Below are 15,576 nucleotides of genomic sequence, written 5' to 3'. Positions count from 1 at the left end.
TTGAATCAGGTCGGCGTCAGTTCTTCTCGGTGATCGCGTCGGCGACATCCTCGCCCCGCTCTTCCACCGATTCCGACATGGCCTTGGCGGCGTCACGCACGGCGTCAGCCTGCTCCTCGAGGGCATCGGCCTTCATTTCTGCATTTTCTTCAATGACTTCGGCCTTGACCTCGGCCTGTTCCTCAACGGCTTCCGCCTGTTTATCGGCCGGGCTCTGGTTGCAGGCTGCCAGCAGGGCCGCACCGGCAACGAGAATCGGGGCTGCAAACTTCATGGTTATTCCTCCTGTTGCGGCGTGGCACAGCCACACGGCTGGCAAACGCCTTTCGGGACTCGATGTTCCCGGCGTCCGGAAAAATTCGCATTGATAATCCGGACGCCGGGAAAGCCTATCAGTTCAGGCCGCGATTGCGAAGCAGGGCCTCGGGGGTGGGCATGCGGCCACGGAAGGCGACATAGCTTTCCTGCGGCGGGCGGCTGTTGCCCACGGCGAGGATGTTGTCGCGGTAGCTTTTTGCCACCTCCCGGCTCCACACATCGCCGGCTTCCTTCCACTTGTCGAAGGCATCGGCCTCGAGCACCTCGGCCCAGGTATAGGCGTAATAGCCGGCTGAATAGCCGCCCGAGAACAGATGGCCGAAATGCGCCAGCCGGTGGCGCATGCCGATGGCCGAGGGCACGCCATATTTCTCGAGCGTCGCCTTTTCGAAGGCCTTTGCGTCGAAATCGTCCGGAATGCTTTCCAGCCGGTGCAGGTCCATGTCCACCAGGGCGGAGGCGAGCTGCTGCACGGTCAGATAGCCCTGATTGAAGTTGCGCGCCTTCATCAGGGCATCGAGCAGATCGCCCGGCATGGGTTCGCCGGCCGCGTTGCGCGCATGGGCCGACAGGATGTCGCGTTCGGCCACCCAATGTTCATAGACCTGGCTCGGAAACTCCACGAAGTCACGATAGACGTTCGTGCCCGCCATTGACGGGTAGCGGGTGTTCGACAGCAGGCCGTGAAGCGCGTGGCCGAATTCGTGGAACAGCGTTTCCGCATCGTCGAAGGACAGAAGCGCCGGTTCACCGGCTGCCGGCGGGGTGTAGTTGCAGTTGTTCACGACCTGCGGGCTGAGGCCGCGCAGCCCATCCTGTCCGCGGATCTCGTTCATCCAGGCGCCGGGCTGCTTGGTGGGGCGGGCGAACCAGTCGGCATAGAAGAGGCCGATGCGCTTTCCGTCAGCCTCGAACACGTCGAAGGTGCGCACCTCCGGGTGCCAGGTCGGGATGTCCTTGCGCTCCACCATCTTCAGGCCGAACAGGCGCTCGTTGGTTTCCTTCAGCGCGTTCAGCATGCCTTCGAGCGGCAGATAGGGCTTCAGCTTCGTTTCATCGAGATTGTAGCGCTCGATCCTCAGCTTCTCGGAATAATAGCGCCAGTCCCAGGGTTCGAGCTTCGTGATCCCGTCGGCTGCGGCAAGCTTCAGGAGATCGGCTTCCTCTTGCGCGGCGCGCCTGAGGCCGGCTTCGTAAACCTGCTTCAGAAGGGTGCTGGCTGCTTCCGGCGTTTCCGCCATCGATGTCACCAGCTGGAAGTCGGCGTGGCTCTTGTAGCCCAGCAGCTTCGCCCGCTCGAGCCGCAGTTCCACCATTTTGCGGATGGTGGCATTGGTGTCGTTGGCATTGCCATTGTCGCCCCGGTTATCGAAGGCGCGGAAGACCTTCTCGCGCGCGGCGCGATCGGTGGCGAGCGTCATGAAGGGCTCGAACTCGGAGCGCGTGGCAGCGACAAGATAGCCGCCCTTCTTCCCGGCGGCCTCGGCCCTGGTTGCGGCGGCGGCACGGAAGCCTTCGGGCATTCCGGCCATTTCCGCAGCCGTCAGCAGTACGTCGCCGGCTTTCTGATCGGCCAGCACCTTCTGCCCGAAGGTGACGTTCAGGCTTGCCATTTCCTCGTCGATGGCGGCCAGGCGCTTGCGGCCTTCCTCGGGAAGGGCGGCACCCGCGCGCACGAAATTGCGGTGCGTCACTTCCAGCAGGCGCAGCTGCTCCGGCTCGAGTTTCAGTGTCTCGCGCTTGCGGTAGAGCGTGTCGATCCGGTTGAAGAGCGCCTTGTCGAGGTAGGTCTCGCTCTGGAAGCGGGCGAGCTTCGGCGTGATTTCGCCCTCGATCTTCTGGATTTCGTCTGTCGCATGGCTGGAGGCGACGTTGAAGAAGACGGCGCTGGTGCGGTTGAGCAGTTCGCCCGCCTTTTCCATCCGCTCAAGCGTGTTGGCGAAGGTTGGGGCGGAGCGCTGCGCGCCGATCATGTTCATGTCGTGCCGGGCCAGCCGCATCGCTTCCTCGAAGGCGGGCATGTAATGTTCGGGGCGGATGCGGTCATAGGGCGGCACGCCGTCGGGCGTCATCCACTCGCCGATCAGCGGGTTGGCCGAAAGCGGTTCGGCCGCAGCCGGCGCCTTGGCAGCGGCTGCTTCGGCAGCAAGGGCAGGGGTCATCAGGGTCATCGGTCCAGCCATGAACAAGGCGGCGCCAAGCGCAAGCGCGCTTGCCGTTTCAAATGGTCGCAATGTCTGTCTCCGCAAATGGTCACTGGTAACAGTTGATCCATAAGCGGGGCGGAAGTCCAGATGCTTGCGCCGGATGGCCGCCAGGCTGCGGCCATCCGGGCGTCTTGCATCACAGCGGATCAGGCTGCGCGGGGCAGGGCGCGCTTTGCGCCGCGCGCGATTTCTTCCTTCAGGTCGTGGCAATAGGCGTCGAAATCCACCTGGATGGTGTGCCGCGCCGAGGCGTAATAATGGCCCTTGTGCATCGCCTCGTCGGCCAGGATGATCTTCTGCATCTCGGCCGGGGCGGGCAGGGCATAGCGCCCGGACAGACAGGCCGCGAACAGCTTGCTTTGCTGCTCGGCGAAGTTGACCAGCGTTGGCAGCGGCTGGGCGAGGCCCATGAACCACAGGCCGTGCAGGCGCGGGTCCGCCTGCACCATGCGCTTGAAGAGCGGCAGGTGATTGTCGCGGACGGGCGCGTCCTGTTCGGAAATGAAGGGGAAGTTCAGCTTGTAGCCGGTTGCGTAGATCAGCGCGTCCACCTTTTCGCGGCTGCCGTCGGCGAAGACGAGATGATCGCCATCCTTCTGCGTGACGATCGGCTTCACCTCGATGTCGCCATTGCCGCAGCGCAGGAGGAATTCCGAACTGACGGTCGGGTGGGCTTCCAGCGGCTGATGATCGGGCGTGGGAAGGCCGTAATCCTCCATGTTGCCAACCGCCCGGCGAACGGCCGATGCGCCCAGCCGGCGCTTCAGCCACAGGGGCACCCAGGCCGGTAGCGGCGTCTTGTCCATCGGCTTGCCGTTCAGATATTTCGGCAGCACCCACACCCCGCGCCGCGCCGAGACGATCAGGCGCGTGCCAAGTGCGCGCTGGCCCAGTTCCGAGGCGATGTCGACGGCGGTGTTGCCAAGGCCGACGACAACCACCGTCTTGCCGCGCAGGTCCACCGGCTCGAACGGGGTGCGATAATCCCGCGCGTGCATTTCATGGCCGTTGAAGCTGCCGGGAATCTCGGGGATGTTCGGTGACCAGTGGTGGCCGTTGCAGACCGCCACATGGGTGTAGGGGCCGTGGCGGCTGGTTTCGCCATTGGCCTTCACATCGGCGAACCAGTCTGCGCCTTCCTGCCAGATACGCTCCACCGCGCTGTTGAAGCGGATGAGCGGGCGCAGGCCGAAATGATCGACATAGTCGTTGAAATACTGGTTCAGCAGGCTGTGGTGCGGAAAATCCGGCCAGTCCGTCGGGCAGGGGAAATCCTCGAACTGCAGGCGCCACTTCGATGTGTCGATGTGGAGCGAAGCATAGGCCGCCGACAGCCCGTTCGGATTGTTGTAGGCCCAGACGCCGCCGATGCGGTCGGACATCTCGAAGCAGTCGAAGGGGATGGCCTCGTCTTTCAGACGCTTGGCGGTGGTGAAGCCGGAACAGCCGGCGCCGATGATGAGAACCTTGGTCATGGCGGGCAGTCTGCCCCAAGCCCGCCGGGCGTCAACCTTGCGACTTTTGGAGTATTTGCGCTTCTGCTGCGAATTTTCCCGATCACCGGTTTCCTTCTGGCACGCCCTGGGCGTGCAGCTTTCCTCGTGGCACGCCCTGGGCGTACAGCGCCTCGTAGAGCATCAGCGTGCCGGCCATGGCGACATTGAGGCTGTCGGCCTTTCCCAGCATCGGAATGATGGCGAGCCGGTCGCAGGCCGCCTTCAGCCCCTCGGGCAGCCCGGCCTGTTCATTGCCCAGCAGCAGCAGGCACGGCGCCGGATAGGGCAGTTCGCGGTAATCCGCAGCGCGCGGGTCGAGCGCCGCGCCGACCAGATGCGCCCCGTGCCGCGCCTTCCAGGCCAGCAGCCCGTCGGCTGTCGTCAGCACGACGGGAATGGTGAAGATGGCGCCCATCGAGGCCCGCACGGCCTCGGGCGATGTCGGGTCGGCGCAGTCGTCCACCAGGATGAAGGCGCCCGCCCCCGCCGCATCGCAGGCGCGCAGCAGCGTGCCGAGGTTGCCGGGGTCGCGCAGGCGTTCGGCCACCAGCGTGCGCGGGCCGGGAACCAGATCCTCCAGCCGCGTCAGGCGCGGGGCATAGGCGGCGGCCACGGCCTGCGGATTGTCCTTGCCGGTCACGCCGGACAGCAACTCCGGCGTGGTGGACATGACTGTCCCGCCGGCGCGGGCCGTGGCTTCGGAGAGGCGTGTCACCAGCGGGTGCGCGGCGCGCCCCTCGGCAAACAGCAGGATTCGCGGCACCCAGCCAGCTTCCAGCGCCTCGGTGCAGATGCGCAGGCCCTCGGCCAGGAACAGGCCTTCGGCGCGGCGGTATTTCTTTTCCTTCAGCGACCGCAGGCGCTTCAGCGTCGTGTTGGACGAGGCCGTGACGTGCGTGACGGCAGGATTCGGGGCGGTGGTCATGCTGCTGCTCATAGCGGAGGCGCATTGTAGCTGTGCCACAGAAAAAGCGCTGCCGTTCCGCGATGCGGCCTCCAGGCTTCGGCCAGCGCCCGCAATTGCCGCTCGGTCGGGCGCGCGCCATCCTGGAACAGGCGCCCCGCCTCTACCTGTACGGCAAGGTCGCCCGCGGGAAAGACATCGGGCCGGCCCTCGGCGAACAGCAGGTAGATTTCGGCGGTCCAGCGCCCCAGCCCGCGCACGGCGGTGATGCAGCGGATGGCCGCTTCATCATCTTCGGCAAGCGCATCGAGGGGCAGGCTTCCATCGGCCACATGGGCGGCGAGGGTCAGGCAATAGTCCGCCTTCTGGCGCGAAAGACCCGCCGCCCGCAGAACATCCGGCCCGAAGCCGAGCAGATGGCGCGGATCGTCGAGCGGGCCGAGGCTATCCTCCATCCGGCGCCAGATGCTGGCTGCCGCCGCCGTCGAGACCTGTTGCGAAACGATCGCCCGCAGCAGCGTTTCATAGCCCCGCTGCCTGAGTCGCGGCACCGGCGGGCCGAGGCGGTCTCGGGCGGCCCGGAAGCGCTGGTCGACTGTGCACAGCCAGTCCATGCCTTCGGCAATCCGTTCGGCGCTCAGCCCCATCCTGTCCTGTCCGTCGCCATTCCGGCCATGGCTATTGTCCTTACCCTGGCCGCTCCCATCCGGCCATGCGTCCGTGGCCATGAGGCTTGCGCATGGCCTGTCGGCCGCTAATAGGCATTCAGGCCGTGAAGGTCACGGAGGGATAATCGGGAGCAGCCATGCCAACTCTTATTGTTGTCGACCGCAGTGGAAACGAAAAGGCCGTCAGCGGCGACACCGGACTTTCGGTCATGGAAGTCATTCGCGACAACGGTTTCGACGAACTTCTGGCCCTGTGCGGCGGCTCCTGCTCCTGCGCGACCTGCCACATCCATGTGGCGCCCGAATGGATGGACAAGGTCGGCGGACCGAGCGAAGACGAATCCGACCTGCTCGACAGCTCGGATTTCCGCACGGAAACTTCCCGCCTGTCCTGCCAGATCCAGTTCTCCGATGCGCTGGATGGCCTGAAGGTGGCGATCGCTCCCGAGGATTGAGGCAGGGTCATCACCGCCTTCAGCGGGCGGTGAAGCCTTCGAAGCCGGGGTCGGCCGCGCGCATGGCCCTTTCGGCCCCCGCCCGCGCAAAGGCGATGGTGGCGGCCTTGCGCCGCGCCGGGGCCAGCGGGCGGGCCGGGGCTTCGCGCATCCACAGCGCCTCGTGCCGGTCGGCCAGCAGCAGGCCGCAGGCATCCGGCTCGAAACGATCCTCTTCCATCAGGGGCGCAAGGATGCCCGGCACGGCCCAGGCGAAACGGTCGGCCCAGTCGCGGTAATCGCGCCATTTGCGGTCTCCCGTCAGGTCGGCTGCGGAAACCTTGATTTCCACGATCAGTATTTCTCCGCGCCGGGATACGGCCATGATGTCGGCCCTGCGGCCGTTGGCCAGTGTCACTTCCGGCAGCGGCGACCAGCCTTGATACCAGAGCGTGCGGCAGCTACCGCGCAGCACATCGGCTGCGGTCAGGGGAATGTCTCGTGTCGGCTCCATTTCGAATCGCTTTTCTTCTCTATCCCGATCTCACCCAGCTCGACATGACCGGCCCCGCCCAGGTGCTGAGCCGCATGCCCGGCGCCAGCCTCGATTTCGTCTGGAAGCGGATCGAGCCTGTCATGAGCGACTGCCGGCTGGCCATGCTGCCCACGGCCACGCTCGCCGATTCGCCCCAGTATGACATGATCTGCGTGCCCGGTGGCTATGGCTGCACCGCCCTGATGACAGACGGGCAGGTGCTCGACTGGCTCGTGGCGCAGGCGCCCGGCGCCCGGCTTGTCACCAGCGTCTGCACCGGTTCCCTCATCCTGGCGGCTGCCGGGCTGCTGCGCGGCAGGAAGGCGGGCTGCCACTGGGCGTGGGGCGCGCATCTGGCGAAGTTCGGCGCCACATTCCTGCCCGAACGGGTTGTATTCGACGGCCCCTTCATCACTGCCGGCGGCGTCACCTCGGGCATCGATTTCGCCTTCCGCGTGATCGAGGCGCTGCATGGCCGCGACGTGGCGGACACCATAAGGCTGACCCTCGAATATGATCCGGAAACGGGCGGCGGCGGAACCCCGGCCAGCGCCCGGCCGGACATTCTTGCGCAGGTCGAGCAGACGCTGGCCGGGCGGATGGGCGAAAGGGTAAGGGCGATCGACGACGCCGCGCGGCTGGCGGGAGGCTGAGGCAGGCTATCTTCAGCTGCCGCGCAGAATATCAGCAGCGGCGTCGTTCGGGCTTTCAGCCACCGCAGGTTTTTCCGGCGCTTCCGGCGGCCGGCCGGTGTCCGGCTTGTTCGGGTGCAGGATCCTGACAGCTTTCTCGCCCTCTTCCCCGAATAGACTGCGGATGCGGATGTCGTGTTGCGGGAACGGGATCTCGATGCAGTGGCGGCGCAGGGCATCGTCCAGCGCCCAGCGGTAGGCGGCGTACATGCTGCCGGGCCGCTTGACCGCATCGAGGGTGGGCCAGACCACCAGCTCGAACTCGAGCGCGGAATCACCGAAGCCGGTCAGCCACACCTGCGTGCGGTGGCGATCATCCTCATGCGTGAATGGAACCGAGCGCGCTGCCTCCAGTGCTGCCTCGCGGACCTTTTCCTTGTCGGTGCCATAGGCGACGCTGAATGGGATATGTACACGGCGGGTTGCATGGTTGCGCGTCCAGTTGATCAGTTCCGAAGACAGAAGATGCGAATTGGGGACAAGAATGTCCACATTGTCGTTGGTGGTGATGGTGGTGGCGCGCGGCCCGACATGGACGATCAGCCCGGAGGAGCCATTGTCCAGTTCGATGAAATCTCCCACCTCGATCGAGCGGTCGAACAGCAGGATCAGACCCGAGACGAAGTTTCGCACGACATCCTGCAGGCCGAGTCCGATGCCAACACCGAGCGCCCCGGCAAAGATCGAGAGCGAGGAAAGGTTGAGACCCAGAGCCGAAATGGTGGCGAACAGGCCGCCGAAGATGACGATATAGCGCAGCACCTGCCCGACGACATAGAGAAGCGGCGCCCTGTCCGGCTGGGCCCGGCGGCGCAGGCGCGTGAAGATAAGGCCGACTCCGATCGCCACGCCGATCGTGATGGCAAGGATCACCAGCGGCTCCGCAAGCATCAGGATCGTGATCTTCCGACCCGCGATCGTGAAGAGGGTGTCGTCCAGCATGATTTCTGTTTCTCGCCCGGCACGGGGGAGCCGGCAACCCCTTTCAGCACTTGTCCGGCTCCACGGACTTGCGGTCATGGGGCGCGTCAATGTGACTTAGCGATTCATCCGAATTGCGGATGAAGCCATGGCTCCCTACATTGGAGCCAAGAAAGGTTTCATGCATGTCCGATGGTAACCGCAAGCCGCCGTCACCGCTTGTCCGCAACATATTGATGTGGGCCGGCATCCTGCTGGCGCTTGTGCTGATGGTACAGCTTTTTCAGGGGCCGTCCGCCAATCGCGCGACCGGCGAGGAGGTCGCCTATTCCGATTTCCTGCGCAAGGTTGACGAGGGCCAGGTCAAGGAAGTCGCTATTTCCGGCCGCCAGATCAGTGGCCGGCTGTCGAACGACCAGGCCTTCCGCACCTACAACCCCGGCGATGTCCAACTGATCGAGCGGCTGCGGACGAAGAATGTCAAGTTCGACGCCGTGCCGGAAGAGCGGCCGAGCCTGCTGCAGCAGGTGATCGTCGGGGCGCTGCCGTTCCTCATCATGATCGGCATCTGGATCTTCTTCATGCGCCAGATGCAGAATGGACAGGGCCGTGGCGCCATGGGCTTCGGCAAGTCCCGCGCGAAGCTGCTGACGGAAAAGCATGGCCGCGTGACCTTCGATGACGTGGCCGGCATCGACGAGGCGCGCGAGGAACTGCAGGAAATCGTCGACTTCCTGAAGGATCCCTCGAAGTTCCATCGCCTTGGCGGCAAGATCCCGAAGGGCGCGCTGCTTGTCGGCCCGCCAGGCACCGGCAAGACGCTTCTGGCCCGCGCCATCGCAGGCGAGGCGAATGTCCCCTTCTTCTCCATTTCCGGTTCGGATTTCGTCGAGATGTTCGTCGGTGTCGGCGCCAGCCGCGTGCGCGACATGTTCGAGCAGGCGAAGAAGAATGCACCCTGCATCATCTTCATCGACGAGATCGACGCCGTCGGTCGGCACCGGGGCGCCGGCCTTGGCGGCGGCAATGACGAGCGCGAACAGACGCTGAACCAGCTGCTGGTCGAGATGGACGGTTTCGACGCCAATGAGGGCATCATCATCGTGGCCGCCACCAACCGGCCCGACGTGCTCGACCCGGCGCTGCTGCGGCCCGGCCGCTTCGACCGCCAGATCGTCGTCGGCCGTCCCGACATCGAGGGCCGAATCCGGATCCTTCAGGTCCATATGCGCAAGGTGCCGCTGGCGCCCGATGTCGATGCCCGCGTCATTGCGCGCGGAACCCCGGGCTTTTCGGGTGCGGACCTCGCAAACCTCGTGAACGAGGCCGCCCTTCTGGCCGCCCGGCGTTCCAAGCGGCTTGTCTCCATGTCCGAGTTCGAGGACGCCAAGGACAAGGTGATGATGGGGGTCGAGCGCAAGTCCATGGTGATGACCGAGGACGAGAAGAAGCTCACCGCCTATCATGAGGCCGGGCACGCCGTCGTCAGCCTGCATGAGCCGGCATCAGACCCGATCCACAAGGCCACCATCATCCCGCGCGGCCGCGCGCTGGGCATGGTGATGCGCCTGCCGGAGCGTGACAGCTACAGCTTCCACCGCGACAAGATGTACGCGAACCTCTCGGTCGCCATGGGAGGGCGCGTCGCGGAAGAACTGATCTTCGGCCATGACAAGGTGACATCGGGCGCCTCCGGCGACATCCAGATGGCGACGAACCTCGCCAAGGCTATGGTCACGCAATGGGGCATGTCCGACAAGCTCGGCCCGCTTCAGTATACCGAGAACCAGGAAGAGGTTTTCCTCGGCCATTCGGTGACCAAGCAGCAGAATGTCAGCGAAAGGACCGCCGAACTCATTGACTCCGAAGTGAAGCGGATCGTGATGCAGGGCTATGACAAGGCCCGCCAGATCCTGACCGACCATGGCGACGAGCTTGAAGCCGTGGCCCAGGCGCTGCTCGAATATGAGACGCTGTCTGGCGAGGAAATCCGAAAGGTGATCGCCGGCGAGTCGATCGACCGCCCCGACACGGCAGACAAGCTGCCGCCACTGGGAGCGGGCGGCGTTTCCGGCTTGCCCAAGGCCGGTCGCCGGCGCGGATCGCCGGGCCTGGGAGACGCTGCGCCGCAGGCCTGAGGCCATGCCTGGGGGCAGGAAGACTGAAATGGCGAGGGCCGGCGCATTGGAATGCGCCGGCCCTTTGCCTTTGTGCACGGCTTCTTGTGCTGCGCCCGGCAAAGGGAGAGGGTGAAAGCCGGCGGGCCTTGGGCTAAGCCCTGTCTTGAGGGAGATATGGCCGATGGCACTTGATCCGCTGATCGCGCAGATACTGGAGATGTCGAAGGGGCAGCCGCCGCTCGAAAGCCTGACGGTGGTCGAGGCGCGGGCCGGCATGCTGATGCGGGTGGAAATGCTGCGCGCTTTTGCGCCCGCCGGCATCGAGACCGAGGATCGTGCCATCGAAACCGATGCCGGGCCGCTTCCTGCCCGCGTCTACCGCCCCGCCGGGGTGCAGGGGCCGCTGCCCGTGCTTGTCTGGCTGCATGGCGGCGGCTGGGTGCTCGGCTCGATCGAGACCCATGACAATCTCTGCCGCTATCTGGCGCAGGAGGGCCCGCTTCTCGTTGTCAGCATCGATTACCGATTGGCGCCCGAGGCGAAGGCACCTGCCCAGCAGCAGGATGCAATGGCCGGCCTGCGCTGGGTCGCCACCCATGCCGCAGCGCTTGGCGGAGACCCGGCGCGACTCATCGTCGGCGGGGACAGCGCCGGCGGCAATCTCGCCGCCCTTGCGGCGCTGGAAGCGCGTGCGGAAGGGCCGAAGCTCGCCGGCCAGCTTCTTGTCTATCCCGTAACCGATTATCCGGATGACAACCGCGCCAGCTATGCCGAGAATGACAGCTTCGGCCTCAGCCGGAACGCCATGGAGTGGTTCTGGACGCACTGGCTTGGCGAGGGCGTCGCCCCCGATGCCGCCTCGGCGCCCCTGCGCGCTGCCGATCTCTCGGGCCTGCCACCGGCCTATGTGGTGACGGCAAGCCATGACGTGCTTCGCGACGAAGGCGCCGACTATGCCGGCCGCCTCAAGGCCGCCGGCGCGCTTGCCGCCCATGATCATGTCGAGGGCGTAATCCATGGCTTCTTCTCGATGCCGGGCTTCGCGCCTGTCGCCACCGATGCCGTGCGCCGCGCTGCCCGCTGGGCCGCGTCGCTTCCCCCCGTGAACTGAGCATTTCCAAGCAAGAGGCTTTCCAGATGAGCATTGACCCCCGCACCCCCGTCCTCGTCGGCGTTGCCCAGTGGGTGGACCGGGACAGCGCCCCGGGCGAGGGGCTTTCCCCGCAGGACATGATGGCGACTGTCGCCCGGGCCGCCATCGCCGACAGCGGCGGCACGGGCGTGGCCGGGGCGATCGATGCCGTGGCCGTTGTGCGCCTGTTCCAGGACTCGGGCTTCGGTACGCCCTTTGGCCATCAGAACAACCTGCCCCATGCGGTTGCAAAGCGCATCGGCGCCACCCCGCGCCGCACGCTTTACGGCCCGGTTGGCGGCAATTCCCCGCAGATGCTGGCCAACATCTTCGCCGAGGAGATTGCGAAGGGAAGCCATGATGTCGTGCTGCTGGCCGGCTGCGAACCGATCCGCACCCAGACACGTGCCCTGAAGGCCGGGCTGAAGCTCGACTGGTCGGAAGAAAGCCCGGAGCCTGCCGAGACGCTCTACAAGGAAAAGCATCTCGTCACCCCGCATGAGGTGGCACATGGCATCGCCATGCCGGTGAACGTCTATCCGATGTTCGAGAATGCGCTGGCGGCCCATTATGGCCATGACCCCATCGCCCACCGCGAGGCGATCGGCCGGCTGATGGCGCGCTTTTCGGCCGTTGCCGCCGAAAACCCCTATGCCCAGCTCCCGATTGCCCGCACGGCCGATGAAATCATCACGCCCGAAGGCGACAATCGCTACATCGGCTATCCCTATACCAAATATCTGAACGCCAACATGTTCGTGGATCAGGCAGCAGCGCTGCTCATGATGTCCTCGGAAGCAGCGGACAGGCTTGGCGTGCCGCAGGACCGGCGCGTCTATCTGCATGGCTGCGCCGACACCAACGAGAAGATCTTCGTGTCCGACCGGGTGAACTACCACAGTTCGCCCGCCATCCGGATAGGCGCCGCCGAAGCGCTGAAGGCCGCCGGGATCGGCATGGAGGCCATCGCCCACATGGACCTCTACAGCTGCTTTTCCAGCGCGGTCGAAATCGCCGCCGACGAAATCGGAATCCGCCATGACGATCCGCGCGGCCTGACCCTGACCGGCGGGCTGCCCTATTTCGGCGGGCCGGGGAACAATTATTCGATGCACGGCATCGCCGAAGTGGCGATGAAGTGCCGCGCCCATCCGGGCAAGCCCGGCTTCGTCTTCGCCAATGGCGGCTATCTCACCAAGCACAGCTTCGGCGTGTGGAGCACCACGCCGCGCGCCTTCCACCGCGCCGATCCCGCCGGTTATCAGGCGCGGATCGACAGCATGGAAAGCCCGCCGCTGACCGAGCGGCCCGACGGGGAGGGCGCGGTCGAGACCTTCACCGTGATCCATGATCGCGGCAAGCCGGCGTTCGCCATCGTGATCGGGCGCCTTGCCGCCGACGGCAGCCGCTTCCTGTCGCAGATCCATGAAAATCCGGGCGCGCTGATCGATGTCCCGGTGATCGGGCGCCGGGTGCGGGTGAAGGCAGGCGACGGCCCCAACATCGCCACGCTTCTCGACTGAAGCCCGGCATCACCGGGGGGGGCGGCGATCCGCTTTCCAGCGCGGCGGTTCCGACATTTCAGGCGGCTCAGCCGTCGGAATCATGCGCCACGATGATCCGTCGCAGCTCCGCGACCTGCCCCTCGAACAGTTCCACCACGTCGCGGAACTGGGCGGCCGGCATGCCGGGCGCCACGGTGGACATGTCGTGGCTGAGGATCGGATCATTCTCCTCGTCAAGGTGAAGGGTCTGGAAGCGCTTGCGGCGGTTCCAGGCGTTCACCGTCTCGAGGTCGAGCTTCTTTTCCATGGCGACGCCAAGCTGCAGCTGCAGCCGCTGGCAGTCGCGGCCGTCGGTGCAGTCATAGAACCACAGCATCACCTTGAAGCCGCCCATGCCCGTCTCGATCACCGGGTCGCCATTGGGGTCCTTTTCGAGAATGGCGCGATAGCCCAGATAGCGCAGGTAACGCGCTATCCCTTCCGGCTCCGATGCCTTCAGATAGGCGGTATCGGGAAAGACGGCTTCCGCACTGGCCCCGGCTCCCGTTGCGGCCCCGGCTGCCTGCTGCGCGCTGGCGGGCGCCGCCGCGCATGCCAGCATGAGCATCGCGGCTGCCATCGTCGTCAGGCCCGGCTTTCCCATCGTCCCGCCTCCGTCTGTTGCCAATAGGTCCGGTCCACGCCTGCGCGTGCGCCCAGCGCCTTCCAGTCGGCGCGGGCGCGGGCATGGGCCTCGCTTCCATGATCGAACAGGTTCAGCACCCGGTCGAAATGCTCCAGCGCCGCCGGCACGCCATGGTCCACCAGCATCAGCAGGCGCGCACCATTGGCGGGCACTGGCTCCGCCGCCAGCAGGCAGGGCTGTTCGGCATCCCATTCGGTGCCCGCGCGCCCATGCGGCAGGAAGCTGTCGGGCTTGTCCGTCCACAGCGCGCGGTCCAGTTCGTCGAGCAGCGGCGGCGGCGCGACAAGCAACAGCCGGCTGCCGCCCGCCAGCGCCTTTTCCACAAGCCGCAACGCCACGCGCCGGGCCGGCGCGCGCGTGCAATGATAGAAGCCGACGTCGACGGGCAGCGCGTCAGTCCTCGAAATGCGCCGCGACCAGCTGGTCGATCAGCCGCACGCCGAAGCCCGTTGCCCCCTTGTCGTGGAGGGCGCCGCCCTTCGGCCGCCAGACCGCGCCGGCAATGTCGATATGCGCCCATTCCACGCCCGGCTCCACGAAGCGCTGCAGAAACTGGGCCGCCGTGATCGAGCCGCCCTCGCGCGAGCCGACATTCTTCATGTCTGCAATCGCCGATTCGATCATCTGGTCATAATGGCCGCCCGGCTCGGACAGCGGCTGCCGCCAGACCTTGTCGTCCACTGCCTTGCCGGCGGCGTCGAGCTTTTCCCACAGGCTGTCGGAATTGGAGAAGACGCCGGCATAATGATGGGCGAGGCTGACGATGATCGCCCCCGTCAGCGTCGCGAAGTCCAGCATCACCTTCGGCTTGTAGGTGCGCTGCGCCCAGGTGAAGCAGTCACACAGGACCAGCCGCCCCTCGGCATCGGTGTTGATGACTTCGATCGTCTGGCCCGACATCGAGGTGACGACATCGCCCGGCCGCTGCGCCTTGCCGTCGGGCATGTTCTCGACCAGGCCGCACACGACCACCACGCGGGCCTTTGCCTGCCGCCCGGCCAGTGCCATCATCGCGCCCGCAGCGGCGCCCGCGCCGCCCATGTCCCACTTCATGTCTTCCATGCCGGCGCCCGGCTTCAGCGAAATGCCGCCGCTGTCGAAGGTGACGCCCTTGCCAACCACCACGAACGGGGTGGCGCCGGGGTTGCCGGTGCCGTTCCATTCCAGCGCCAGCAGCCTCGGAGGCCGTGCGGAGCCCTGCGCCACGCCCAGAAGGGCGCCCGCGCCCAGCGCCTTCAGCTCGCCTTCATCGAGCACGGTGACGGAAACGCCCAGCGGCTCGAGGGCGGCGCGGCAACGCTCCACGAAGCTTTCCGGATAGACGATATTGCCTGGCTCGGAGATGAGGGTCTTGGCGAAGGCGACCCCGGCGGCGACCTTTTCCAGCCGCGCGACGAGCGGCTTCGCGGCTGCGGGCGCGCCGGCGAGCGCCACGGTTTCGAGCTTCGCCTTCTGTTCGTCCTTCAGGCGGGTGCGATAGGTGTCGTTGCGCCAGTTCCTGAGGTCGGCGCCATGGGCGAAATGGGCCGCGGCCACATCCAGCCCCACGCCGAGGTCGCCGATGTCGGTGAAATCGGCAAGGAAGCGGCTTTCCAGCTTTTCGAGCTTGCCGGCCAGCTGGCCGCCCAGATCCTCGAAGCAGCGGGCGTCGGCCTTGGCCGGATCCCCGACGCCGGCGACGATCACGCGGCTTGCGGAAAGCCCGGCCGGGGCCAGGATCTCGACCAGCTTGCCCTTCTTGCCGGTAAAGCGCGCCGTCTTCATGGCGCGGCCGAGCTGGCCCTGGCCCGCCTCTTCCACGGCGCGGGCGCCGGCGGAAAGCTGCCCGCCTTCGCCCACGAAGACGACAAGGGCGTCCGGCCCGACGGCCTCGCGCGAGGCTGCGAATTCGATTCTGGTCATGATCTCTCCCGTTTGCGGCACGCGGGCCGCCAAGGTTCCTGAATGAAATTCCGCGCC

The 15,576-nt window shown here is 66.0% G+C and carries 15 protein-coding genes; 5 read left to right on the top strand and 10 right to left on the bottom strand.

The genetic code is table 11. The features are described from left to right. Positions 1-16 precede the first annotated feature (16 nt). The 5 genes from ACUJ46_RS10990 to ACUJ46_RS10970 all read right to left on the bottom strand — a co-directional run bounded on the left by ACUJ46_RS10990 (position 17) and on the right by ACUJ46_RS10970 (position 5,653). On the bottom strand, positions 17-274 hold the full coding sequence (locus ACUJ46_RS10990; protein WP_445390533.1) for a hypothetical protein: 258 nt from the start codon (positions 272-274) through the stop codon (positions 17-19). A 118-nt stretch (positions 275-392) separates the two neighbouring features. Further along, complete coding sequence (locus tag ACUJ46_RS10985; protein WP_445390532.1) at positions 393-2,489, bottom strand: M3 family metallopeptidase; 2,097 nt, start codon at positions 2,487-2,489, stop codon at positions 393-395. 182 nt (positions 2,490-2,671) lie between these two features. Then, positions 2,672-4,000: a flavin-containing monooxygenase gene (locus tag ACUJ46_RS10980; protein WP_445390531.1), complete on the bottom strand. Its 1,329-nt coding sequence runs from the start codon at positions 3,998-4,000 to the stop codon at positions 2,672-2,674. 82 nt (positions 4,001-4,082) lie between these two features. Then, positions 4,083-4,946 carry a TrmH family RNA methyltransferase gene (locus ACUJ46_RS10975; protein WP_445390530.1) on the bottom strand — a complete coding sequence of 288 codons (864 nt, stop codon included), beginning with the start codon at positions 4,944-4,946 and terminating at the stop codon, positions 4,083-4,085. Positions 4,947-4,954: 8 nt separating this feature from the next. After that, positions 4,955-5,653 carry a DNA-3-methyladenine glycosylase family protein gene (locus ACUJ46_RS10970; RefSeq protein ID WP_445390529.1) on the bottom strand — a complete coding sequence of 233 codons (699 nt, stop codon included), beginning with the start codon at positions 5,651-5,653 and terminating at the stop codon, positions 4,955-4,957. 77 nt (positions 5,654-5,730) lie between these two features. Here ACUJ46_RS10970 and ACUJ46_RS10965 point away from each other — a divergent pair, with 77 nt between their 5' ends. Next, positions 5,731-6,048: a 2Fe-2S iron-sulfur cluster-binding protein gene (locus tag ACUJ46_RS10965; protein WP_445390528.1), complete on the top strand. Its 318-nt coding sequence runs from the start codon at positions 5,731-5,733 to the stop codon at positions 6,046-6,048. A gap of 19 nt (positions 6,049-6,067) precedes the next feature. Here ACUJ46_RS10965 and ACUJ46_RS10960 read toward each other — a convergent pair whose 3' ends face one another. Then, positions 6,068-6,541, bottom strand: coding sequence for an MmcB family DNA repair protein (locus tag ACUJ46_RS10960; protein WP_445390527.1), 474 nt, complete (start codon positions 6,539-6,541; stop codon positions 6,068-6,070). Here ACUJ46_RS10960 and ACUJ46_RS10955 point away from each other — a divergent pair. Further along, positions 6,529-7,215, top strand: a complete 687-nt coding sequence (locus ACUJ46_RS10955) for a DJ-1/PfpI family protein (protein WP_445390526.1) — start codon at positions 6,529-6,531, stop codon at positions 7,213-7,215. The genes ACUJ46_RS10960 and ACUJ46_RS10955 overlap by 13 nt on opposite strands. A 12-nt stretch (positions 7,216-7,227) precedes the next feature. Here ACUJ46_RS10955 and ACUJ46_RS10950 read toward each other — a convergent pair whose 3' ends face one another. Continuing rightward, positions 7,228-8,196, bottom strand: coding sequence for a mechanosensitive ion channel family protein (locus ACUJ46_RS10950; RefSeq protein ID WP_445390525.1), 969 nt, complete (start codon positions 8,194-8,196; stop codon positions 7,228-7,230). A 164-nt stretch (positions 8,197-8,360) separates the two neighbouring features. On the opposite strand from ACUJ46_RS10950, the gene ftsH reads away from it, so the two are divergent. The 3 genes from ftsH to ACUJ46_RS10935 all read left to right on the top strand — a co-directional run bounded on the left by ftsH (position 8,361) and on the right by ACUJ46_RS10935 (position 12,950). Next, a complete protein-coding gene (gene ftsH, locus ACUJ46_RS10945) occupies positions 8,361-10,313 on the top strand; it encodes an ATP-dependent zinc metalloprotease FtsH (protein ID WP_445390524.1) in 1,953 nt (650 codons plus the stop codon). Between the two features lie 163 nt (positions 10,314-10,476). Next, on the top strand, positions 10,477-11,406 hold the full coding sequence (locus ACUJ46_RS10940; RefSeq protein ID WP_445390523.1) for an alpha/beta hydrolase: 930 nt from the start codon (positions 10,477-10,479) through the stop codon (positions 11,404-11,406). Between the two features lie 26 nt (positions 11,407-11,432). Further along, positions 11,433-12,950 carry an acetyl-CoA acetyltransferase gene (locus ACUJ46_RS10935; protein ID WP_445390522.1) on the top strand — a complete coding sequence of 506 codons (1,518 nt, stop codon included), beginning with the start codon at positions 11,433-11,435 and terminating at the stop codon, positions 12,948-12,950. A gap of 67 nt (positions 12,951-13,017) precedes the next feature. Here the strand turns inward: ACUJ46_RS10935 and ACUJ46_RS10930 are convergent, their stop codons facing one another. The 3 genes from ACUJ46_RS10930 to ACUJ46_RS10920 are packed head-to-tail and all read right to left on the bottom strand — an operon-like array spanning position 13,018 to position 15,519. Beyond that, positions 13,018-13,575 carry a YbjN domain-containing protein gene (locus tag ACUJ46_RS10930; RefSeq protein WP_445390521.1) on the bottom strand — a complete coding sequence of 186 codons (558 nt, stop codon included), beginning with the start codon at positions 13,573-13,575 and terminating at the stop codon, positions 13,018-13,020. Further along, positions 13,557-14,006 carry a DNA polymerase III subunit chi gene (locus ACUJ46_RS10925; RefSeq protein ID WP_445390557.1) on the bottom strand — a complete coding sequence of 150 codons (450 nt, stop codon included), beginning with the start codon at positions 14,004-14,006 and terminating at the stop codon, positions 13,557-13,559. The genes ACUJ46_RS10930 and ACUJ46_RS10925 overlap by 19 nt, the downstream gene beginning before the upstream one ends. Before the next feature lie 4 nt (positions 14,007-14,010). Continuing rightward, positions 14,011-15,519: a leucyl aminopeptidase gene (locus ACUJ46_RS10920; protein ID WP_445390520.1), complete on the bottom strand. Its 1,509-nt coding sequence runs from the start codon at positions 15,517-15,519 to the stop codon at positions 14,011-14,013. Between the last annotated feature and the right edge of the window lie 57 nt (positions 15,520-15,576).

It is taken from the genome of Sandaracinobacteroides sp. A072, assembly GCF_052616365.1.
The sequence above is the reverse complement of the archived record's forward strand: the minus strand, read 5'-3'. Positions and strand labels throughout refer to the sequence as shown.